24 protein-coding genes are annotated in these 21,883 nt (G+C 65.4%); 15 read left to right on the top strand and 9 right to left on the bottom strand.

Annotated features, from left to right (window positions below):
• Positions 1-18: 18 nt before the first annotated feature.
• Complete coding sequence (locus DX905_RS14640; RefSeq protein ID WP_116091997.1) at positions 19-1,527, bottom strand: YifB family Mg chelatase-like AAA ATPase; 1,509 nt, start codon at positions 1,525-1,527, stop codon at positions 19-21.
• Between the two features lie 167 nt (positions 1,528-1,694).
• Between DX905_RS14640 and DX905_RS14635 the strand changes: the two genes are divergently transcribed.
• The 10 genes from DX905_RS14635 to DX905_RS14590 all read left to right on the top strand — a co-directional run bounded on the left by DX905_RS14635 (position 1,695) and on the right by DX905_RS14590 (position 9,442).
• Entirely contained in the window at positions 1,695-1,949 is a 255-nt protein-coding gene (locus DX905_RS14635; RefSeq protein WP_116091996.1) for a hypothetical protein, read from the top strand.
• A gap of 90 nt (positions 1,950-2,039) precedes the next feature.
• Complete coding sequence (rpmH, locus tag DX905_RS14630; RefSeq protein ID WP_116091995.1) at positions 2,040-2,174, top strand: 50S ribosomal protein L34; 135 nt, start codon at positions 2,040-2,042, stop codon at positions 2,172-2,174.
• Between the two features lie 14 nt (positions 2,175-2,188).
• Positions 2,189-2,518 carry a ribonuclease P protein component gene (gene rnpA, locus DX905_RS14625; protein ID WP_205412268.1) on the top strand — a complete coding sequence of 110 codons (330 nt, stop codon included), beginning with the start codon at positions 2,189-2,191 and terminating at the stop codon, positions 2,516-2,518.
• Positions 2,515-2,727: a membrane protein insertion efficiency factor YidD gene (yidD, locus tag DX905_RS14620; protein ID WP_116091994.1), complete on the top strand. Its 213-nt coding sequence runs from the start codon at positions 2,515-2,517 to the stop codon at positions 2,725-2,727. The genes rnpA and yidD overlap by 4 nt, the downstream gene beginning before the upstream one ends.
• A gap of 21 nt (positions 2,728-2,748) precedes the next feature.
• Positions 2,749-4,449 carry a membrane protein insertase YidC gene (gene yidC / locus DX905_RS14615; protein WP_116091993.1) on the top strand — a complete coding sequence of 567 codons (1,701 nt, stop codon included), beginning with the start codon at positions 2,749-2,751 and terminating at the stop codon, positions 4,447-4,449.
• Complete coding sequence (gene yihA, locus DX905_RS14610) at positions 4,446-5,096, top strand: ribosome biogenesis GTP-binding protein YihA/YsxC (protein ID WP_116091992.1); 651 nt, start codon at positions 4,446-4,448, stop codon at positions 5,094-5,096. The genes yidC and yihA overlap by 4 nt, the downstream gene beginning before the upstream one ends.
• A 138-nt stretch (positions 5,097-5,234) precedes the next feature.
• Positions 5,235-5,912 carry a glutathione S-transferase family protein gene (locus DX905_RS14605; RefSeq protein ID WP_116091991.1) on the top strand — a complete coding sequence of 226 codons (678 nt, stop codon included), beginning with the start codon at positions 5,235-5,237 and terminating at the stop codon, positions 5,910-5,912.
• Positions 5,913-6,096: 184 nt separating this feature from the next.
• Entirely contained in the window at positions 6,097-7,128 is a 1,032-nt protein-coding gene (locus DX905_RS14600) for a sensor domain-containing diguanylate cyclase (RefSeq protein ID WP_338053766.1), read from the top strand.
• Positions 7,129-7,375: 247 nt separating this feature from the next.
• Positions 7,376-8,494, top strand: a complete 1,119-nt coding sequence (locus tag DX905_RS14595) for a fatty acid desaturase (protein ID WP_240320871.1) — start codon at positions 7,376-7,378, stop codon at positions 8,492-8,494.
• 123 nt (positions 8,495-8,617) lie between these two features.
• Positions 8,618-9,442, top strand: coding sequence for a protein phosphatase 2C domain-containing protein (locus DX905_RS14590; protein ID WP_162875660.1), 825 nt, complete (start codon positions 8,618-8,620; stop codon positions 9,440-9,442).
• Between the two features lie 29 nt (positions 9,443-9,471).
• Here the strand turns inward: DX905_RS14590 and DX905_RS14585 are convergent, their stop codons facing one another.
• The 4 genes from DX905_RS14585 to DX905_RS14570 form a co-directional block, all read right to left on the bottom strand.
• Positions 9,472-10,104 carry a GGDEF domain-containing protein gene (locus DX905_RS14585; RefSeq protein ID WP_162875659.1) on the bottom strand — a complete coding sequence of 211 codons (633 nt, stop codon included), beginning with the start codon at positions 10,102-10,104 and terminating at the stop codon, positions 9,472-9,474.
• A gap of 304 nt (positions 10,105-10,408) precedes the next feature.
• A complete protein-coding gene (locus DX905_RS14580) occupies positions 10,409-10,870 on the bottom strand; it encodes a cupin domain-containing protein (protein WP_116091987.1) in 462 nt (153 codons plus the stop codon).
• A gap of 62 nt (positions 10,871-10,932) precedes the next feature.
• A complete protein-coding gene (locus tag DX905_RS14575) occupies positions 10,933-11,244 on the bottom strand; it encodes a hypothetical protein (RefSeq protein ID WP_116091986.1) in 312 nt (103 codons plus the stop codon).
• Between the two features lie 10 nt (positions 11,245-11,254).
• Positions 11,255-11,443, bottom strand: coding sequence for a DUF3008 family protein (locus tag DX905_RS14570; RefSeq protein WP_116091985.1), 189 nt, complete (start codon positions 11,441-11,443; stop codon positions 11,255-11,257).
• Between the two features lie 155 nt (positions 11,444-11,598).
• Here DX905_RS14570 and DX905_RS14565 point away from each other — a divergent pair, with 155 nt between their 5' ends.
• On the top strand, positions 11,599-12,690 hold the full coding sequence (locus tag DX905_RS14565) for an alkene reductase (RefSeq protein WP_116092591.1): 1,092 nt from the start codon (positions 11,599-11,601) through the stop codon (positions 12,688-12,690).
• A gap of 20 nt (positions 12,691-12,710) precedes the next feature.
• Here DX905_RS14565 and DX905_RS14560 read toward each other — a convergent pair whose 3' ends face one another.
• The 4 genes from DX905_RS14560 to DX905_RS14545 form a co-directional block, all read right to left on the bottom strand.
• A complete protein-coding gene (locus tag DX905_RS14560) occupies positions 12,711-13,109 on the bottom strand; it encodes a cupin domain-containing protein (RefSeq protein ID WP_116091984.1) in 399 nt (132 codons plus the stop codon).
• The gene (locus DX905_RS14555; RefSeq protein WP_116091983.1) at positions 13,106-13,645 is read right to left on the bottom strand and encodes a peroxiredoxin; all 540 of its coding nucleotides are present in this window, start codon (positions 13,643-13,645) and stop codon (positions 13,106-13,108) included. Before DX905_RS14555 ends, DX905_RS14560 begins: the two co-directional genes overlap by 4 nt.
• A 66-nt stretch (positions 13,646-13,711) precedes the next feature.
• Entirely contained in the window at positions 13,712-15,085 is a 1,374-nt protein-coding gene (locus DX905_RS14550) for an FAD-containing oxidoreductase (protein ID WP_116091982.1), read from the bottom strand.
• Positions 15,082-15,543: a DUF4126 family protein gene (locus tag DX905_RS14545; RefSeq protein WP_116091981.1), complete on the bottom strand. Its 462-nt coding sequence runs from the start codon at positions 15,541-15,543 to the stop codon at positions 15,082-15,084. Before DX905_RS14545 ends, DX905_RS14550 begins: the two co-directional genes overlap by 4 nt.
• 102 nt (positions 15,544-15,645) lie before the next feature.
• On the opposite strand from DX905_RS14545, the gene DX905_RS14540 reads away from it, so the two are divergent.
• From DX905_RS14540 to DX905_RS14525, 4 genes are all read left to right on the top strand, one after another.
• Positions 15,646-16,368, top strand: a complete 723-nt coding sequence (locus DX905_RS14540; RefSeq protein WP_116091980.1) for a DUF6445 family protein — start codon at positions 15,646-15,648, stop codon at positions 16,366-16,368.
• 361 nt (positions 16,369-16,729) lie between these two features.
• The gene (locus tag DX905_RS14535; protein WP_116091979.1) at positions 16,730-19,942 is read left to right on the top strand and encodes a TonB-dependent receptor; all 3,213 of its coding nucleotides are present in this window, start codon (positions 16,730-16,732) and stop codon (positions 19,940-19,942) included.
• A gap of 148 nt (positions 19,943-20,090) precedes the next feature.
• Positions 20,091-20,810: a SapC family protein gene (locus DX905_RS14530; protein WP_116091978.1), complete on the top strand. Its 720-nt coding sequence runs from the start codon at positions 20,091-20,093 to the stop codon at positions 20,808-20,810.
• Positions 20,811-20,837: 27 nt separating this feature from the next.
• Entirely contained in the window at positions 20,838-21,869 is a 1,032-nt protein-coding gene (locus DX905_RS14525; protein ID WP_116092590.1) for a cupin-like domain-containing protein, read from the top strand.
• Positions 21,870-21,883: the final 14 nt, after the last annotated feature.

Raw genomic sequence — 21,883 nt, 5'->3', positions numbered from 1 at the left:
CGATTGCAGGCAGAGCCCCTAATTGACCACCGGCCTCAAGCGATAGCTCAGCGCTTCGGCGATATGGACCCGCCCCACATCCTGCGCGCCGGCGAGATCGGCGATGGTGCGCGCGACGCGGAGCACACGGGTGTAGCCGCGTGCCGAGAGGCCCATCGCGGCGGCGGCCTGCGCCAGCAAGGCGCGGCCGGGCTCGTCCGGGGTGGCGGTCGCCTCCAGCAAGTCGCCGTCGACCTCGGCATTGGTGCGCAGGCCGTGCGCCGCGTAGCGCGCCGTCTGGACCGCGCGCGCCGCCTCCACGCGCGCCCGCACTTCGGCCGAGCCTTCCGCCGGCGGCGGCAAGACGAGATCGGCGGCGCTCACCGCCGCGACCTCGACATGGAGATCGATGCGGTCGAGCAACGGCCCGGAAACGCGCGCCTGATAATCCTGCGCGCAGCGCGGTGCGCGGCTGCAGGCGCGCGCCGCGTCGCCGAGGTGGCCGCAGCGACATGGGTTCATCGCCGCCACCAATTGCACCCGTGCCGGAAAGGTGACGTGGGCGTTGGCGCGGGCGACCTGGACCTTGCCGGTCTCCAGCGGCTGGCGCAGCGAATCCAGTACAGGCCGCTGGAATTCGGGCAATTCGTCGAGGAACAGCACGCCGAGATGCGCCAGACTGACCTCGCCCGGCTTGATCCTGAGGCCGCCGCCGACCAGCGCCGCCATCGACGCCGAATGATGCGGGCTGCGGAACGGGCGCGTGCGCGACAGCCGCCCGCCTTCGAGCTGACCGGCGACACTGGCCACCATCGAGACTTCCAGTGCTTCCGCCGGCGTCAGGTCCGGTAATATGCCCGGCAGGCATGCCGCCATCAGGGATTTGCCCGCACCCGGCGGCCCCACCATGACCAGATTGTGCCCGCCCGCCGCCGCAATCTCCAGTGCACGCTTTGCGGTCTCCTGGCCCTTAACCTGCGCCAGATCCGGCCCGAAACCGGGTGCCTCCGCCTCGCCCGGCACCGGTTGGGGCAAGGGGCGCACGCCGCGAAAATGGTCGAGCAGCGCCATCAGATCCGGTGCGGCAACAACCTCGACCGATCCGGCCCACGCCGCCTCCGGGCCTTGCGCCGCCGGGCAGACCAGACCCAGTTCGCGCTCAGACGCATGCAAAGCGGCCAGCAAGACGCCCGGAGTGGGTGCAATCCTCCCATCCAGCCCCAGCTCGCCGACCACGACATGCGCGGCCAAGGTTTCGGCATCGACCACGCCCATCGCGCCCAACAGGCCGAGCGCGATCGGCAAATCGTAATGCGATCCTTCCTTGGGCAGATCCGCCGGCGACAAATTCACCACGATCCGTTTGGGCGGGAGCGAGAGGCCGATCGCGCTGAGGGCGCCGCGTACGCGCTCCCGGCTTTCCGCCACCGCTTTGTCGGCCAGCCCGACCACGACGAAGGCGGGCAAACCGGGCGTGACCTGCACCTGCACCTCGACCGCACGTGCCTCAAGCCCGAGAAAGGCAACTGTCGAAACCAGTGCGACCAAGGCTACACCCCCCGTTTGTTCCACTTTCATAGCGGCTTTTGCAAAGTTGGGAATGGGCTTCGGAGCCGCCGTATTACTGGCTCCCCCTGGCGCGAAATGCGCAGAACGCGGTACTGCTTTCCGGCCGCGGTCTTGCACAAGTAACACACCATGCGCATGTGCAGAGGATGGAAAAGCCCCGCTCACGCTGGCGCGTCGCCTTGATGGCACTAGGCTGGCTGCTGATCGCGGTCTCGCCCCTGGTAGGGGTGATTCCCGGGCCGGGCGGAATCTTCGTGTTCGCGGCGGGCGCGGTCCTTCTGATCCGCAATTCGGGCTGGGCGAAGAGGCGCTATGTCATGCTCAAGCGGCGTTGGCCGAAGATCGGTCGCGCCTGCGACAAGGCAATGCGCCGGAGGAAGTGGACCACTGAGACGAATTGACTTTGCGGCCATCCTCGCATAGTGGCGCAGGCCTTGACGGCCGCCGCTTGTCCGGCGGCCTTTTGCATTGCAGTTCCAGGGATACAGACGATGAAGCGGACCTTTCAGCCGAGCAACCTCGTTCGCAAGCGTCGCCACGGTTTCCGTGCGCGCACCGCGACGGTCGGCGGCCGCAAGGTGCTCGCCGCTCGCCGTGCGCGCGGCCGCATCAAGCTTTCCGCCTGAGCGACACCGCTCCGGTGCTGCGCCGTCTCGTGCGGCGCTCCGAATTCCTCGCCGCCAATGCCGGCAAGCGCGTGCCGATGCCCGGCTTCGTGCTGCTCGTGCGCTCGCGGGCGGATGACGATCCAGCCATGGGCATCGGTTTCACGGTCACCAAGAAGATCGGTGGCGCGGTCATCCGCAATCGCATGAAGCGCCGCTTTCGGGCGCTCGCCCGCGAAATCCTGCCGGAAGCCGGGACCGCCGGTGCCGATCATGTCATGATCGGCCGTGCCGGCGGGCTCGAGCGGGATTATGCTCTGCTCGGCGGCGAGTTGCGCAAGGCTTTGGCCAAGGCGCAACGATGATCGCCCGGCCGCTCATCTGGGTCGCGCGCGCCTGGCAGATCGGCCCTTCCCGGCTGATCCCGCCGACCTGCCGTTTCACGCCGTCCTGCTCGGCCTATGCGATCGAGGCATGGTCGCGCTATGGGGCGCTCGCCGGTTCGTGGCTGGCGATCAAACGTCTGTTGCGATGCCACCCCTGGGGCGGGTGCGGCGTCGATCCGGTTCCTTAGACCTCAAGGTTAGAAGCAGTCGTGCCAAACCAGCGCAATCTTATCCTCGCCATCGCCTTGTCGCTGCTGGCGTTCGTGGCGTGGACCTGGCTGTCGAGCCGCTATCTGCCGGCGGCCGCGCCGCAATCGACCAAGATCGTCGAGGGCAAGCAGGTGCCGCTGCCGACGCCGGAGTCGCGGACCAACCAGCCTGACAAAATCCGCGACCGCGCCATCGTGCTGCGCGAAAATCCGCGCGTGACGATCGCGACGCCGCGGCTGGCGGGCTCGATCAACCTCAAGGGCGCGCGGATCGACGATCTCGTCCTGCTCGGCCACCGCGAGACCATCGCCAAGAATTCGCCCCCGGTGCGCCTGCTGTCGCCGGGCGGCGCGCCCGATGCCTATTTCGCCCAGTTCGGCTGGAGCGGCCAGGGCGTCGCCCTGCCCGGCCCGGACACGGTGTGGACGGCCGACAGCGCACAACTCACCCCGGCCAAGCCGGTGACGCTCAGCTGGAATAACGGCCAGGGCCAGCTCTTCCGCATCGCGATCGCGATCGACCAGAATTACATGTTCAGTGTCCGTCAGAGCGTAACCAATAGCGGCCCGGGGGCGCTGGCGCTCAAGCCCTACGGTCTCGTCAGCCGGGTCGGCGAATCCAAGGATCCGTCGAGCTGGACGATGCACACCGGCCCGATCGGCGCGTTCAACGGGTCGACCGATTATTCCGTCAGCTTCAAGGATCTGAACAAGGCCGGGCCCGCGGGCACGCGCTTTCAGACGACGGGCGGATGGATCGGCTTCGGCGACAAATATTGGCAGACGGCGCTTGTGCCTGCGCAGAATCTGGGCGTCGATGCCGGCTTCCGCGCCGGCGAGGGCGGGGTCTACCAGGCCGATGTCGCCGCGCCGGCCGTCACCGTCCAGCCGGGCGCAACCGCCACCGCCGAGCAGCGCTTCTTCGCGGGCGCCAAGGAAGTGGCGGTGCTCGATGCCTATGAGGCAAGCGGCATCGCCCGCTTCGACCGCGCGATCGACTGGGGCTGGTTCGTGTGGTTCGAGAAGCCGATCTTCTACCTGCTCGACTGGCTGTTCCGCCATATCGGCAATTTCGGCGTCGCCATCATCTGCCTGACCGTGATCGTGCGCGCTTTGCTGTTCCCGGTGGCGCAGCGCCAGTTCGCGTCGATGGCGTCGATGCGGAAGGTGCAGCCCAAGATGAAGGTGCTGCAGGAGCGCTACAAGGACGACAAGCCCAAGCTGCAGCAGGAGATGATGCAGCTCTACAAGACCGAGAAGATCAACCCGCTCGGCGGCTGTCTGCCAATCTTCATCCAGATGCCGATCTTCATCGCGCTCTACAAAGTGCTGATGCTGTCGATCGAGATGCGCCACCAGCCGTTCACATTGTGGATTCAGGATCTGTCCGCGCCCGATCCGCTGACCCCGATCAACCTGTTCGGCCTGCTGCCGTTCACGCCGCCGCCGATGCTGCATTTGGGCGTGCTCGCGATCGCGCTCGGTGTGACGATGTGGGCGACCATGCGGCTCTCCCCGCAGCAGATGGACCCGGCGCAGCAGCAGGTGATGAAGTTCATGCCGTGGCTGATGATGCTGTTCTTCGCGCCGCTCGCGGCCGGGCTGCAGCTTTATTATGTCGCCAACAATCTGCTCAGCCTGGCGCAGCAGCATTGGCTGTATTCGCGCACGCCGGGGATGAAGGACGACCCGACACCGTGAGCGAGTTCGACGAAGACCGGACGGAACTGACCGAGACCGCGCGCAAATTGTTCGCGGGGCCGGTCACCTTCCTGAAGTCGGCGCCGGGGCTGGAATTCCTGCCCGAGGCGGACGTGCCGGAGGTGGCATTTGCCGGCCGCTCCAATGTCGGCAAATCCTCGCTGCTCAACGCACTGACCAACCGCAACAGCCTGGCGCGTACGTCCAACACGCCGGGTCGTACGCAGGAGCTGAACTTCTTCAATGTCGGCGAGCCGCTGCGGATGCGATTGGTCGACATGCCGGGTTACGGCTTCGCCGAGGCGCCCAAGGATGTGGTGCGCAAATGGCGCTTCCTGGTGAACGACTTCCTGCGCGGCCGCGCCACGTTGAAGCGCGCGCTGGTCCTGATCGACAGCCGCCACGGCGTGAAGGATGTCGACCGCGAGGTGATGGAGATGCTGGACAAGGCCGCCGTCTCCTACCGGCTGGTCCTGACCAAGGCCGACAAGATCAAGGCATCCGAGCTGGCGGCCGTCCAGGCGTCCACCGCCGCCGAGGCGCGCAAGCATGGCGCCGCCCATCCGGACATCATCTCCACCTCGAGCGAAAAGGGCGGCGGCATCGCCGAACTGCGTGCGGCGGTGCTGGAAGCGATTCTGAACTGAATGTCATGCCGGGCTTGTCCCGGCATCCACCGTCCGCCGTCCCCACGGGCGTCGATTGCGCGGCCCGGTGGACCCCGGAACCGGTCCGGGTGACGGTGTGCGGTTGCGGCTGCCCCAAGCCCGCATTATCGCGCGGCCATGCTCAAGCTCATCATCGGCAACAAAGCCTATTCTTCCTGGTCGCTGCGCGGCTGGCTCGCGGTCAAGCAATCCGGGCTGCCGTTCACGGAGGAGGTCGTCTCGCTCTATGACGAGGCCTGGCCCGCACGCCGCCAGCAGCCCGATCTCGCGCCGTCGGCGGGCAAGGTGCCGTTGCTGTGGGACGGCGATGTCGCGGTGTGGGAAAGCCTCGCCATCATCGACACGCTCGCCGACAAGGTGGGGGCTGAGCGCTTCTGGCCCGCCGATCCGGCCGCGCGCGCCTTCGCCCGCTCGATCGCGAGCGAGATGCATGCCGGCTTCGTCGATCTCCGCAGCGAATGCCCGACCAACTTCCGCAAGATTTTCCCGACCAAGGCGATCGGCGCCGGCGCGCAAGCCAATGTCGATCGGATCGTCCAGTTGTGGGACCGGGCGCTGACCCGCTTCGGCGGCCACACCGGTAACGATGGGGGCGATTTCCTGTTCGGGGAGTTCGGCGCGGCCGACATCATGTATGCGCCGGTGACGACGCGCTTCACCACATACAGCCTGGCCGTGCCGGAGTTCGCGCGCGATTATTGCCGGCGCGTACTGGCGCACCCGTTCATGCAGGAATGGGTGGATGGCGCGCATGCGGAGACGTGGGTGATCGAAAAGTTCGAGGCCGACCGGTAGCAACGGCTCGGCGACGGGCCGTCCGCATCCGGGGCCGTGCGCCAGGCCCAAAAGCGGCTATGGGCTGGACCGCGATGCGCCGACACAGCATGTTGCCGATCGAGCGACCTGGTGCGGGGGATTGCGAGCAGACAGGCGCGTGCGTCTCGCAGCGCGGCCAGATTGGTGTTTCAGGGTGAGGGTGATGCGTGAAGCGCAGTCGAAAATAGGGCGGGCGGCCTTCGCCATCGGCGATGACAAGCTCCGCGACGAGGAAGGCAGGATCGCGGCGCTGGCACGCTATCAGATTGCCGGAACGCCGCGCGAGGAGAGCTTCGACAAGATCACCGCACTCGTGCGCGACATCCTCCAGGTCCCGATCTGCGCGGTCACGTTGCTGGACCGGGATCGGCAGTGGCTCAAATCGATCCAGGGGCTGGATGGGACCGAGACGGCCCGGGACGTCGCATTTTGCAACCATACGATCATGAAGCGCGAGGCGATGATCGTGCCGGACGCGACGCTGGATGCGCGCTTCGCGTCCAACCCGTTCGTGACCGGCGATCCGCGAGTACGCAGCTATGCGGGGGTGCCGCTCTGCTCGCCCGACGGTTATAATATCGGCTCGCTGTGCGCGGTCGACACGATGCCGCGCGACTTCACCGCGGCCCAGATCGGCATACTCGACAAATTCGCCGCTCTGGTCGTCAACGAGATGGAGCTGCGGACCATCGCCCAGCGGGACTTCCTGACCGGCGCCGGCAGCCGCCGCGCCTTCATGGAAGCGGCGCAGAAGCTAATCGATCGCTACGACCGCAACCAGCGTGTGAGCGCGTTGGTGATGTTCGACCTCGACCATTTCAAGAAGATCAACGATCGGTTCGGCCATCAGTATGGCGACAAGGTATTGAAGGCGGTTGCCGATGCCTGCGATGACGTGCTGCGGTCGAGCGATATGCTCGGGCGGCTCGGCGGAGAGGAATTCGGCATACTCCTGCCGGAGATGGACGCGGACGCGGCGTTCGCCGTTGCCGAGCGGCTGCGGACGCAGGTTTCCGCCGTGCGGTTCGGCTGGGCGGACGACATGCGGGTCACGGCCAGCTTCGGCGTCGCAGCGCTGGGCGCGACCCAATCGGTCGAAGACTGGATCGCCGTGGCCGATGGCGCCTTATATCGCGCCAAGCGCGAGGGCCGCGACAAGAGCGTGTGCAGCGACCATCTTCCGGCCTTGGCCTAGCCGGCAAGGTGCGCCGCGGCCGCGGCGGCCGGGCGTGCCGCGCTGAAATCTGGCGGGGGCGCCCTTGTAATCGACGATCCACGCGGCCATTTCGGATATTCCATCTCAGCCTAAGGCGATGATGGTGGAGGTATGTGCGGCGAGCGCCGCCGTCCCCCATGTTTTTGCCGAAACCAGCTAAGGCGGCCTTCTCATCGGGAAGCGTCACCGTCCGCGGGCAGCTCGGTCAGAGCTGAAAGCAGGTAGCGTGGCGTTGGTATCGATCGAGAAACAGCCGGTGGCAGGCGCCGAACTGCCCCCACAAGATGACGGAGCTCGCGCTGGCGGGCCAGCAGAACGAGCTGCCCAAGCGCCGGCTTCGGAAGCGGAGCTGCTCGGCCGGCTACTGGCGGTCCGCTTCAAAAATCATGGCGCGGACCTCAAGCGTAGTCTGGTGCAGCTGGTAACGACCGCGACGCCGTTCATCGCCTTGCTGGTGGTGATGGGCGTGGCGTCGCGCGGCGCCTATTGGCTGACCTTGTTGCTGGCGATCCCGACCGGCGGGCTGCTCGTCCGATTGTTCATCATCCAGCATGATTGCGGGCATGGCTCATTCTTCAAGTCGCGCGCCGCCAATGACTTTCTCGGCCGCGTCCTGGGGGTGCTGACGATGACGCCCTATAGCAGCTGGAAACAGGGTCACGCCGTGCATCATGCGACCACCGGCAATCTCGACCGGCGCGGCCGCGGCGACATCGACATGCTAACCGTGGACGAATATCGGGCGCTGACGCCGCTGCGAAAGCTCGCCTACCGTCTCTACCGCAATCCCTTTGTCATGGTGCTGCTCGGCGCGCCGATCACCTTCATCCTGCTGCAGCGATTGCCGACCGGACCGGCCTTCCGCAACCGCGAGGCGCGCCACAGCATCCTGCTGCTCAACGTCGCGCTGGCGGCGGTGTTCGGGCTGCCGATGATCCTGTTCGGCGTCCTGCCGGTGCTGATGACCTATTTGCCCGTGACGATCATCTCGTCGTGGATCGGCAATTGGCTGTTCTACGTCCAGCACCAGTTCGAGGATGCCTATTGGGAGCGCGACGGCGAGTGGAATTTCCACGCCGCCGCCGTGCGCGGCAGCTCCTATTTCGTTCTGCCGCCGATTTTGCGCTGGTTCAGTGGCAATATCGGGATGCATCACATCCATCATCTGTGCAGTCGCATCCCCAATTACCGGCTGCGCGCCTGCTTCAAATCCGCGCCCGAACTGGCGCGGATCGCCAAGCCGATCACGCTGCTGGAAAGCCTGCGCTGCTGGCGGCTGGCCCTGTGGGACGAGCAAAGCCGGCTGCTGGTGCGGTTCCGCGATCTGAAGCCGCAGGCGGCGTAGCCACCGGCGCTCAAGCCCGGGCGGCCGACCAAGCCCGCCCACACCGCTTTAGTTTCGCCGCCCATCGCCCAGCGCTATGACATGCGTCCGTCTGCCGTCACAATCGCCTGCCAGAGATACTCCATGCATTTCGATCTGATCCAATCGGTCAGCCTTGCCGGCTCGGCGCTCGTGCCCAACGACGATCGCGCGGGTGCAGCCGATACGCTCGCCTGGGTGATTGACGGCGCGACCGATCTGGGACCGCCCGGCCTGATGGGCGCGCGAGGCGGCGCGGCATGGCTCGCCAGTGCGGCACAAGCCTATTTACAGGCTGCGACCGACGCGCCGATCGAAAGGCTCTGCACGGATCTGGCCGCGAACCTCGAAGCGGCTTACGCGGCGACCCGCACGCGCGACCCGATCGGGCGCTGGGAATTGCCGATGGCATCGATGCTGGCGGTCCGCCTGGGCGACTCCCTGCTGGAAAGCGCCTGGCTCGGCGATTGCGCCGGCCTGATACGCAGCGGTGATCGCGTCACGCGCCTCGGCCCACCGCGCCAGGGAAAGGATGACGAAGCGGCGATGGCCAGCAGCCTGGCGCAGCACGGGCTGGGCAATTTCAAGCGCTGCGCACCGATCGTGGAGGAATTGCGGCGATCGCGCAGCGGGCCGGGCAAGCGCATCCTGGGGGTCGAGGCGGAGACGATGGCGAGCGTGGAGAGCGCCCGGATCGCCTGCATGGCCGGAGATGAATTGCTGTTGATGAGCGACGGTTTCTCCGCACTGGTCGACGCTTACGGGTTGATCAGCGAGGCCGAACTGATGGCTGCCCTGGCCGAGCAGGGCCTGGCGGCGCTGGCGGTGCGCCTGCGGGAGGTTGAGGCCGCGGATGCGGCCTGCGCGCGCTTTCCGCGGTTCAAAGGATCGGACGACGCGACGGCATTGTGGCTGCGCATCGGCGGCTAAGCTCGCCTCCTGCGCGATCTGCCAGGGCATCAGCGCCCGAGCCAGCGCCGGTGGCCCCGTCCGGCAATTCTGACCGCGCCGGCATCGCTGCCGAGCTTCAGATTTTCCGCGAGGATGATCCGGTTGCGACCGCGCGCCTTTGCTTCGTAAAGCGCGCGATCGGCCTGGACGAACAATTGCTGGAAGGTCTGGCGCCCGTCGCGCGTCGCCACGCCCGCGGATATGGTGATCGATACCGGGACGCCATCGGTCAGAATGGGGGTCCGGGCGATGGTCTCGCGAAAAAGCTCCAATTGCCGCAGCAATAAGGCGCGATCGTCGCGATAGGCGAGCAGCGCAAACTCTTCGCCGCCGAGCCTCCCGACACGGCCAAACTCCCCCAGCGAGCGCGCCATCATCGTCGCGGTGGCGCGCAGAACCTGATCGCCTATCCAGTGACCATGCCGGTCGTTGACATGTTTGAACTCGTCCACGTCGACGATGATCAGCGCCAGGAAGGTGCTGTCGTCGACCTCTTCGAGGAAGGCGCGCCGGTTCAGCAGGCCGGTAAGCTCGTCGGTCGTTCCTGCCCGATAGAGTGCGAGCTGCGCCTTGCCGATCTTGAGGGAGACGGGCACGGCAATGAGGAGCACTACGAGGATCGTGACAGTCCATGATCGCACCGCGACCAGCCAACTTTCAAAAAAGCTTAGCTGGTTCGCGACATCGACAGCTAAAGCAATTGCAACGCACAACAAGGTGGTCCGCAGAACATAAAGCCTGAGGTCGCGATCACTTCTGAGCTGGATATGCGGGAAGAGAGCCATGGTTTCAGATAGTGACTATTCGCACCACTGTAAGGCTCAACGCTCGAATTAAGATTTATACAGCCAAATTGGTGAGAACTGCTTATGCCGCGCGCCTTTTAACTGGCGATTGTCGCCATTTTGGACAAGTATGGCATGAAGCGCCCTACGATGGGTGCCCCTATTTCACCCGCCGGCTCGGATAAAGCGTGCCGTCCTTGCGGGTATATCCGCCGGCGGTGAACAGCATGTCGATATCGGGATATTCGCCGCCGGCATCCGCACCGCCGCTCATGCACAGGAAGGTGCAGTCGGCCTCGCCGCGGTTGACGACGTGATGGCCGTTGCGATCGCCCTTCGGGAAGGCGACGCAATCGCCGGGCGCGAGGGGCTGCTCGCCGGCGTCATCGATCAGCAATGCCGCGCCCGACAGCATCACCAGGAATTCGTCTTCGCCTTCGTGCCAGTGACGCTGGGAGGACCAGGCGCCGGGCTCGAGCCGGACGAAGCTGACGCCGAATTCGGTGAGGCCGGTGGCCGGCGCGAGGCGGCGAACCCAGCGGCCGGCTACCGCCTGGTCGAAGGGCGGCGGATAGCCGGTGCGGTTGGATTCGGGAATCTGGGCAAGATCGATCTTGGGCATGGCGGCTCCGGATTAGAGCGCCACCATGCCGTGCTTTGCGCCGTTTTGGGAGCCCCCTGCGCTCAGCTTTCGGCCTCGCGCAAGGCGGCGGTGTCCTCGCGCGGATCGGCCGTGTCATACGCGCCGTAGACGCCGATATATTCGGGCCGCGCCGCCAGCTCGCGAATGGCGTCGCTGTCATATTCCTCGGTCCAGTCCTGTCCCGCGGCGCGCAGCAACAGCCCATCCTGCTGCTCCGGCGGCAGTTCGAGAAAGGCGCCGACGAGCTCGTAGAGGGTGCCGCGCGCGACCAGCTCTTCGAAGATTTCGGCGCTGGTCGCGGCGGGCGTGACGCGCATCAGGCTGGCTTCGCTGTCCCACTGGATGTCGGGCATGACGGGCTCCTTATTTCCTGGCCGCGTGTTCGGGCTTGCCCTTGCGCTTGGTGTGGGCAAATTCCTCGAGCTGCTTCTCGCTCATGGATTTCTCCATGCTTTTGGCGGCGCCCTTGAGCTTGCTCTCCGGCGTATCGCCGCGCTTGGCCGACAAGGCCGCGCCGGCGGCCTTTTGCTGGGCTGCTGACTTGGCTGGCATTTCCAAACCTCCGTGCTGGTCGATGGCTGTCGAACGCACGAGCTTGGCAAAGGCTCAAGCTGCACTTGTCGGCGGCCAAGCATCCCTCGGCTGCGGTGCGCGTTACGGCCCACCATATGTCCGCCGTGCCGCACCGGCAGCAGGAGAAGAATCGAATGCCGCGTCTTACCGATCCGATCGAACTGGGCTCGATCCACGCCGCCAGCCGCATGTTGATGGCCCCGCTGACCCGCGGCCGCGCCACGCGCGAAGCGGTGCCGACGCCGATCATGGCCGATTATTACCGGCAGCGCGCCTCGGCCGGGCTGATCATCAGTGAGGCGACCGGCATTTCGCGGATCGGGCTTGGCTGGCCCTATGCGCCCGGCATCTGGAACGACGCGCAGGTCGAAGGCTGGAAACGCGTCACCGCGGCCGTCCATGAGGAGGGCGGCAAGATCGTGTCGCAGCTGTGGCATATGGGACGGATCGGCCACCCGGAAGTGAACGAGGCGCAGCCGGTCTCCTCCTCCCCCACGACCGCGCCGGGGCACGCGCATACCTATACCGGCAACCAGCCTTATCAGCCGGCGCGCGCGCTGGAGGTGGGCGAGATTCCGGCGTTGCTCGACGATTATGCCCGCGCGGCGGAAAATGCGCTGAAGGCCGGGTTCGACGGCATCCAGCTGCATGCCGCCAACGGCTATCTGATCGACCAATTCCTGCGCGACAATGCCAATTTCCGCACCGACGACTATGGCGGCCCGATCGAGAATCGGATCCGCCTGCTCGGCGAGGTTGTCGACCGGCTGGTGGCGACGATCGGCGCGGACAAGGTTGGCGTACGGCTGTCGCCCAATGGCGAGGTGCAGGGCGTCAACGACAGCGATCCGCATGCCTTGTTCGGCGCGGCGGCCAAATTGCTGGACGAGAAGGGCGCGGCGTGGCTCGAGCTGCGCGAGCCGCGGCCGGGCGGGACGCGCGGAGCTCCCGACGTGGCGCCGGTCCATCCGGTGATCCGCAAGGCCTTTTCGCGTCCGCTGATCCTCAATGCCGATTATACCTATGAGAATGGCCAGGCGGCGCTGGATCATGGCGAGGCGGACGCAATCGCGTTCGGACGGCTGTTCCTTGCCAATCCCGACCTGCCACGCCGCCTGCTCGACCGGCTGCCGCTCAACCCGCCCCGCCCGGAGCTGTTCTACACCCAGGGCGAAGAAGGTTATGTCGACTATCCGCGCTGGGAAGAGGTGAGGCAGCCGGCTTAGGAGAGCGCGGGACGCGCGACTTATTCCCGATCCGGCTCCCACCCCGCGGGTGCCAGCGTGAAGCCGGCAAAATCGAAGCCGGGGACGACGACGCAGGATACGAGCGCCCACCCCGCCCCGGCACGTGCCGCCTGCCAGACGTTCGCGGGGACGAGCGCCTGCGGATTGGTCGCGTCGAGCGTGATCGCGTCACCGCCGATCTGGAGCTCCAGCGGGGCGCCGGAATGCCACAGCCATAATTCGTCGGCATCGACCTTGTGCCAATGCGAGCTTTGCCCCCGTTCCAGCAGGAACAGGATGGCGGTGCCGCCCGCGCGTTCACCGGGGGCGGCGGCCGCGCGCCAGGTCTCGCGATACCAGCCGCCTTCGGGATGGGGCGCGAGGCCGTGGCGTTCGATCAGCGCGGCGGCATCACTCACCCGTGGCGCTTCGCCGCCCAGGCCTTGACGGCGTCCAGCGTGCCTGTGACGTGGCCGGCCGGGTCCATCGCCGAATAAGCGAAGATCACGCGGCCGTTGGGCGCGATCACGTAGGAGGTGCGATCCGACATTGCCGGATTCTTGGGCATGGTCACGTTATAGGCGCTGATCGTGGCGGGGGTCGCCGATCCGACCGCGAATTTGTTGCGGCATTCCGAGACCGAAAATTGGTTGAGCTTGTCGATGTTGTCGGCGGACATGCCGATCACGGTCGCGCCCAATTTCTTGAAGTCGTCGGTCGCCTCGGCGAAATCATGCGCCTCGATCGTGCAGCCCTTTGTGAAAGCGGCGGGATAGAAATAGAGCACGACCGGCCCCTTTTTGAGCGCGGCCTTGAGCGAGAAGGGCATCGGCTTGCCGGCGAGGCTGACCTGGGTCGCGAAGTCGGGCGCCTTGGCGCCCACCGGCAGCGCGGCGGTCGCGATCGCGGGCAGCGCCGACAGCGCAAGGGCGAAGCAGAGAGACGAACGCAGCATCGGCGGGATCCTCGGGCAAGGGAAGAAGGCGCTCAGCCTATCCCAAGCGGCGCCCGACTCCAACCGTTACGCGGGCCGCAGATCCCCGACCAAAGTCGGTATCAGCTCGGATACCGTCGGGTGGATCGGCACCGCCCATTGCAATGTCGCGAGCGGCTGATCCGCGTTCATCATGTCCAGAATGCCGTGGATCGCCTCATCCCCACCCGTGCCGAGGATGGCCGCGCCGAGGATGCGTTTCGTCTCCGCATCCGCGACCAGCTTGATGAAGCCGAGCGTCTCCGCCTTCTCGACCGCACGGCCGACCTTGGTCATCGGCCGGGTCGAGACGAGCAGCGGCCGGCCGCTGGCGCGCGCCTGGGTCTCGCTCATGCCGACCCGGCCGAGCGGCGGGTCCGTATAGAGCGCATAGCCGAGGATGCGCTGCGAGAGCTTGCGCGCGGCACCGTCGAGCAGATTCGCGGCCACGATCTCATAATCGTTCCAGGCGGTATGGGTGAAGCCGCCGCGGCCGTTGCAATCGCCCAGCGCCCACACGCCGGCGACGTTGGTCGCGAGCATGTCGTCGACGACGATATTGCCCTTGGCATCGGTTGCGATACCGGCCTTGTCGAGGCCGAGATCATCCGTGTTGGGCCGTCGGCCGACGGCAAGCAGGACATGGCTGCCGATCACCTCGGGCGCGCCCTCGGTACAATCCACGCCGACCGCGACGCCCTGTTCGTGCCGACTGAGGCTGATGCAGCAGGCGTCGGTGCGCACGGCGATGCCTTCGCCTTCCAGGATCGCGCGGATCGCGTCGGAAATGTCCGGATCTTCGCGGCCGATCAGCCGCGGCCCCATTTCGACGATAGTCACGCGCGCGCCGAAACGGCGATACATCTGCGCGAATTCCAGCCCGATATAGGAGCCGCCGACAATCACGAGATGCTCGGGCACATGATCCAGCGCGATGATGCTGCTGTTGGTCAGGAACGGGACGTCGTTCACGCCGGGCATATCCGGCACCGATGCCCGCCCGCCGACATTGAGGAAGATCCGGGGCGCCTCCAGCAGATCGTCGCCGACGCGCATGACATGGGGCTCTTCGAAACGCGCGTGACCGCGCAGGAAGGTGAGCCCCTCCATCCCCGCCAGCCATTCCTCATTGGAGCGGCGGGAATCCTGGATGATCGTGGCGGCGCGCGCCGCCACCGTCGGCATGTCGATGCCGATCGCGCCGGTGGTCACGCCATAATCCGCACCGCGCCGGGCGAGATGCGCGGCATAGGCGCTGGCGATCAAGGTCTTGGTCGGCTTGCAGCCGGTGTTGACGCAGGTGCCGCCGACGAGATGGCGCTCGACCAGCGCCACCGTCATGCCAGCGCCGGTCAGTCGTCCCGCCAGCGCCGGTCCTGCCTGGCCGGCGCCGACAATGATCGCGTCGAAGCTGCGCGTCACGCCGCCGCCAGGACAATCAGAATGGCGCCAATGATAGCAACCCCATCCTCAATCAGTGCCGCCGGCCGATCCTGCCCGAAGGTGGCCGCGAGGCGCGCGCGAGCCGCCGCGCCCGCCAATGTGCCGATGACCGCGCCGATCGCCCCGGCGACGATGCCGCCGATCAGCATGTGCTGCGATGCGCCGAGCGCGCCGCCAGCAAGGCCACCCATGACGATCCGGGTGCCGAACTGAACCGGCACCTTGCGGCTGGGCGTGGTCGGCAGCTGATCGGTGATCAGCTCGCCCAATGCGAGCAGCCCCAGAATCCACGGCGTCCACATATAGCCGAGAAAGGCGAGCGGCGTGCCAGTCAAATCAAGGCCACCGAATCGCGCGGCGAAAGCAACCGCAGCAGGCGCCATCAAGGCCCGCAGCCCAGCGACAACACCGATCAAGAGAGCCAGCAGCAATATCATGTTCGTTCCCCCACAAACCGTGGCGCAAGGTCGCGCATTCCGGCGCAAAGGTCCACCGCTGTAGTCTTTGCGGATCGGCGCCTGTCACTTAAGAGAGCGGCGATGAGCGACCTCGTCGATTTCAAGCTGGCCGAGCAGCCGACCAGGACTTTGCTGCACGTCGGCACGGAGCAGCAGCCGGTCATCGTGTTCGATTCGGTGATGTGCGATCCTGCACAACTGGTCGACTTCGCCGCGCAGAGCGTGACGTTCGGCAAGGATGGGGTCGACGGCGGAGCCTATCCCGGCCTCGGCGCCCCCGCGCCGCTGGATTATGCCCGGCCGCTCGCGCAGGCGGTGGATCCGATCATCAGGCAGATATTCGGCATTGGCGACGCGCCGCTCACCAAGGCGCGATGCCGCTTTTCGCTTGTTACCACACAGCCGGAGGACCTCTCGCCGCTCCAGCGCATTCCTCACATCGACACGACCGACGGCAGGCAGTTCGCGCTGCTCCACTATCTGTGCGGGGATGATTTCGGCGGCACGGCATTCTTTCGCCATCGCGCGACCGGTTACGAGACGATCGATGCCGCGCGCGCGGCCCATTATCGTGCGACCCGTGAGCGGGAGCTCGATGATGCGCCGCCGATCGCCGCTTATTTCGCGAAAGACAGCGCGACCTATGAGCGGATCGGCGCTGTCGAGAGCCGATTCGACCGGCTCGTGATCTATCGGTCGCATCTGCTCCATTCGGGGTTGATCAACGATCCGCACTCATTGTCGGCCGATCCGCGGCGCGGCCGACTGACCGCGAACATCTTTCTGACCTACGCCGCGGACTGAGTCGCGGCCGCCCGAGCCTCATGATGATAGCGCTCCCAGTCCCGGCGGATAAAAGCCCGATAAACCGCTCGGCGTGACATTTTAGCCACGTTTCTTCGCTGCAGTCGCGAAACAAACTAGGGTAGCCAAAGAGAAGAGTTCATGGTGCGACGCAGCCAAGCGGGTGCGCAAAGCAGTCAAGCCAACCTTCTCGGTCAATAAAGCAAACGTTTACATTCCTGGCCGTCGATTGCGCGCCTTTTCGCGCGTGCGCGTTTCGTTGACAGCCATTGCCGGTATGATAATCCCGATGCGGCACCATTGGTGTCTGCACAAAAATAATCAGCGATCACTTAGAGTTGCTGAACATGGGGGGTATCTGATGAAGAGCTTTACGCTTTCGGCTTCGCTTGCGCGTTCGACTTCCGCATTGGCGGTAGCTGCGTGTCTTTTGATGCCTGCGGCCGGGTTAGCCCAGACCGGCGGTGGTATCGATAACGCGGGCGCAACCGCGACCAACGCCCAGCCCGGCGCTGCGGGAAATGTCGCGCAGCAGGACGCGGCGGCCGACGAGATCGTCGTCACCGGCATCCGCGCTTCGCTCAACCGCGCGATCGACATCAAGCGTAACTCGTCCGGTGTGGTCGACGCGATTTCGGCCGAAGATATCGGCAAGTTCCCCGACACCAACCTGGCGGAATCGCTGCAGCGCGTGACGGGCGTTTCGATCAACCGCGTCAATGGCGAAGGTTCGGAAGTCACGGTCCGCGGCTTCGGCGGCGGCTTCAATCTCGTCACCCTCAACGGGCGGCAGCTGCCCGCGACCAACCTGGTCGGCGTCGGCGGCGACCAGAATGTCGACTTCGCCACGGCGACCGGCCGCTCGTTCGACTTCGGCAATCTCGCGTCGGAAGGCGTGAGCACGCTGGAGGTCTACAAGACCGGGCGCGCCCGCATCCCCACGGGCGGCATCGGCGCCACGATCAACGTCGTCACTCGCCGTCCGCTCGACGCGCGCGATAGCGGCCTGAGCGGCTCGATCGGCGCCAAGGCGTCGTACGACATGAGCATGAGCAAGGACGTCGACGGCCTGAAGAAAGTCACGCCGGAAGTATCGGGCCTGTTAAGCTGGAAGAACGACGCCGACACGTTCGGCATATCGGCCTTCGGCAGCTATCAGAAGCGCAATTCGACCGCCGCGAGTGCGACCGAAAATGCATGGAATATCCGCACGATCGATCAGTTCCGCACCGAGAATTTCGTGAACGCGTCGACCGTCATCACCAATGCACCGCCGACCGGCACGTTGGTCGCCGTGCCCAACGATTCGCGTTACAATTTCTCGGAATCGCAGCGCGAACGCATCAACGGTTCGGCTGTCGCGCAATTCCGTCCGACCGAAAGCCTGACGATCACCGCCGACGTCCTGTACGCGCAGAACCGGCAGAACGAGGCGCGCCAGGATCAAACCAACTGGCTCAATCGCCCGTTCGATCGCGTCACTTTCGACAGCAGCCCGGTCGCCACCGCCTCCTTCATCCAGCAGGCTGTGCCGACCACGAAAGATTCGGGCTACGAGCAACAGTTTCGCGCGACCAAGGACATCCTCAAGCAATATGGCTTGAACGCGAAATGGGACCTGACCGACAGCTTCACCGTTGCCCTCGACGGACAGCATTCGACTTCGGTGTCAAAGCCGGATGCCTCGAACGGCGCCAGCTCGACCCTCTTCTCGATGGGCGTGAACACCGTCTTCGCGCAGCAGATGGATTGGACGAGCGGTTTCCCGCAGACCAACTGGACGCTCAACGACTGCTTCGATCGCAACGGCACGGCTCCGGGGGGATTGAGCGGCAATTGTAACTCGCAGAACGATGCGGGCGACCTCGGCACGCAGGTCGCGCGCACCAATGCCGCACGCCAAAGCCAGCGCATCAACCAGGGCCAGGTCGATTTCGGTTGGGATCTGGGTCAGGGCAGCCGCTTCGATTTCGGCGGCAGCTACATCGACTCCAAGATGCGCAGCACCCGCGTCCAGCAGGAGCAAGTGCTCGGCGACTGGGGCATTAGCACCCCGGGCGAAGTCACGGCCCGAGCGAACGACCTCATCACCACCTTCTGCCTAGTCTGCAAATTCGACAAATATGATCCGGGCGTGTCGGGACCGGGCCTGGTCGCATTCCGCGGCAACGCCGTCGAATTGTTCAACGTCTTCTCCCCCATCTATCAGGCGCTCGCCCCAACGCTCGGGTCGAACCGGGGTCTCCGCGTGACCGGCAATGACGACAATAGCGTTCGCGAGAAGATCGGCGCGGTATACGGGCAGCTGACCTGGAAGGGTCAGCTCGCCGATCGCGAAACCAGCGTCGTGATTGGCGCGCGGTACGAACGCACCAAGGTCAAGTCGGTGTCGCTGGTCGCCGCTCCGACGGCGATCATATGGACGTCCGACAACGACTTCACGCGCACGGTTTCGGCCACGCTGACGCCGGTCCAGGGCACGGGCAAGTATAACAATCTCCTGCCCTCGATCGACTTCCAGATCGAGCCGATCGACAATGTCATCACCCGCGTCTCCTTCAGCCGCACGATCGCCCGGCCAGGCTATGGCAACCTGTTCGTCGCGCAGACGGCTGGCGCTGGCGGCCGGGCAACGACCTACGGCGGCCAGCCGAATGGATCGTCGGGCAATCCAAACCTGCAACCGCTCATCTCCGACAATTTCGACGTGTCGGCAGAGTGGTATTACAAGCCATCGAGCTATATCTCGGCCGGCTTATTCGAGAAGCGGGTGCGCAACTTCGTTGGCTCCGGCATCACCACCGGCAACTTGTTCGGGTTGCGTGACGCGACCGCCGCCACGCCGGGCTCGCGTTCGGGCACCGCCCGAGGCCGCCTGACGGCGCTCGGCCTCGATCAGACCGACGTCAATTTGTTCAGCTATACGGCGCGTCTCATCCAGAACGGCGGCAACGTTGCGCAGACGGACGCGGACATCAGAGCCAATTCTACCGGTACTGCGGTCAACTTCAGCTATTTTGACCAATTGTCGAACCAGGTCGATATTTCGCCTGACGCGAACGACCCGCTAACAATCTTCTCGATCACGCAGCCGGTCAACAACCGCGAGGCCAAGATCTGGGGCGGCGAGTTCGCGTTCCAGCACTTCTTCGGCAACACCGGCTTCGGTGTGGCGGCGTCCTACACGCTGGTTCGCGGCAACGTGTCGATCGATGTGCTGGCGCCGCCGGTTGCCGATCAGTTCGCGCTGCTCGGCCTGTCGGACAGTGCCAACGCGTCGCTGATCTACGACAAGAACGGTCTGTCGGCGCGGGTGACGTACAATTGGCGCGACAAGTTCCTGTCTGAGACCGGCCGCGGCGGTGCTGCCGATCGCAACCCGGTTTTCTTCAGGCCCTTCGGAACGCTGGACACCAATATCAGCTGGGACATCACGCCGCACATCGCGGTGTCGCTGGAAGCGGTCAATCTGCTCAGCCAGTCGGTCCGCAGCTATGGCCGGTCGAAAAACCAGACCTTCTTCGCGCAGGAGAACAAGCCACGCCTGCTCGCAGGTGCACGCTACCGCTTCTGATCCGATCCGAAGCCTCAACCGGAAGGGCCGCTGTTCGCAGCGGCCCTTCTCTTTTTGGGAGTGCGGCCAAGCCGAGTTGAGCCCGCCGCACCCTTGGGCCATAACCGCCGCTCGGCACAGGCCGAGTGAGAGAGGACCGTCAATCGGCATGAACCGGGTGCAGATCAACAATGTCGATCATGCGGATCTGAAGGTCGCGATCGCCTACGGCGCGGACTATGGCGACAGCGTCAACCAGCTGCCGGTCTTCCCGACCGAATTCGAAGAGGTTGCTCGCGAATATCCGATCCTGTTCCAGCGCGACGACAATGGCGTTTGCCAGTCGCTCGCCTTGCTCGGGCTCGACCGCGATGAGAATCTGTTCCTCAGCGAGAAAGGCTGGCTCGGGCGCTATGTCCCGGCGATCCAGCAGCGTGGCCCCTTCTCGATCGGGCTGGTGCGCTCAGAGCACGGGGACGAACCGGCCGACGCGTTGATCCACGCCGATCTCGACGATCCTCGCGTCGGCAGCGAAAGCGGCCACGCGCTGTTCCTGCCGCACGGCGGCAACGCCCCCTATCTCAACCATATCGCCGGCGTGCTGCGGGTGTTGCATCAGGGCGTCGAGCTGTCCGGGCCAATGTTCGCCGCATTCGAAGACCATGGCTTGCTGCGTCCGGTCACGCTGGAGGTGAAGCTCGCCGAAGGTCGCCAATATGATATTCCGGATCGCTTCACGATCGATGAGGTTCGCCTGAGCCAGCTGGATGGCGCCGCGCTGGAAAAGTTGAACAGCGGCGGCTTTCTGCGAGCGGCTTTCGCCGTTGCCTGGTCTTTGGCCAATGTCGCCCGCCTGGTCGACCTCAAGAATCAGCGGGACCGTGGCTGAGCCCGGTCATCCTGGATGGACGCAACGATGACCGGCCCAACGCGCGCAACCAAGGTGATCGAGGGCCTCGCACCCGGCGAGGTGCCGTGGGACGCGCTCGCAGACGAAGCGCGGCCGATCATCCTGAAAGGGCTGGCCCGCGACTGGCCGCTGGTGGGCCATGGGCTCGCCTCTGCGGACGAAGCGATGCATTACCTGCTGACCTTTTACGCGGGCCATCCAGTGGTCGGTTATACCGGCCCGCCCGAGATTAACGGGCGGTTTCACTATGATGCCGCCGCGACGGGACTGAACTTCACCGGCGCGCGCGTGCGGCTGGACGAGTTCCTCGCGCAGATTGCGGCTTCGGCCGGCGATCCGGAAGCGCCATCCTTCTATGTCGGCTCGACCGACGTCGACGGCTATTTGCCCGGCCTGCGCGCCGAGAACGACCTGGCGCTGGCGGGGCTCGCCAAGGCCGCCGAGCCGCCGATGGTGAGTATCTGGATCGGCAATCACACGATTGCGTCGGCACATTACGACATGTCGAACAACATCGCCTGCTCGCTCGTCGGCCGACGCCGCTTCACCCTGTTTCCGCCCGAGCAGATCGACAATCTCTATCCCGGCCCGCTCGAGCCGACGCCGGGCGGGCAGGTCGTCAGCATGGTGGACTTCGCCCATCCCGATCTGGATCGCTACCCACGCTTCGCCCAGGCGCTCGCCGCGGGCGAGGTGGCCGATCTGGAACCGGGCGACGTGCTGATGTACCCGGCCTTATGGTGGCATCATGTCGAGGCGTTCGAGCCGTTCAACGTCATGATCAATTATTGGTGGAATGCGGCGCCCGCCTTCATGGATACGCCGGCAAACACGCTGCTCCATGCCATGCTCAGCCTGCGCGACCGGCCGGAGCCCGAAAAGCGCGCGTGGCGGGCGATGTTCGATTATTATATTTTCGGCGACGCCGAGCGGCCCGCCGCCCATTTGCCGGAGGCTGCGCGCGGTAATCTCGCACCGCTGGACATGATGAAGGCGCGGCGGCTGCGCGCGCTGTTACTCAACAAATTCAATCGTTAAACGGGCTATGGGGG

The organism is Sphingomonas crusticola, from assembly GCF_003391115.1.
Classification (GTDB): Bacteria; Pseudomonadota; Alphaproteobacteria; order Sphingomonadales; family Sphingomonadaceae; genus Sphingomonas_I; species Sphingomonas_I crusticola.
Note: the sequence above shows the minus strand (reverse complement) of the source record. Positions and strands in the feature narration are given on the sequence as shown.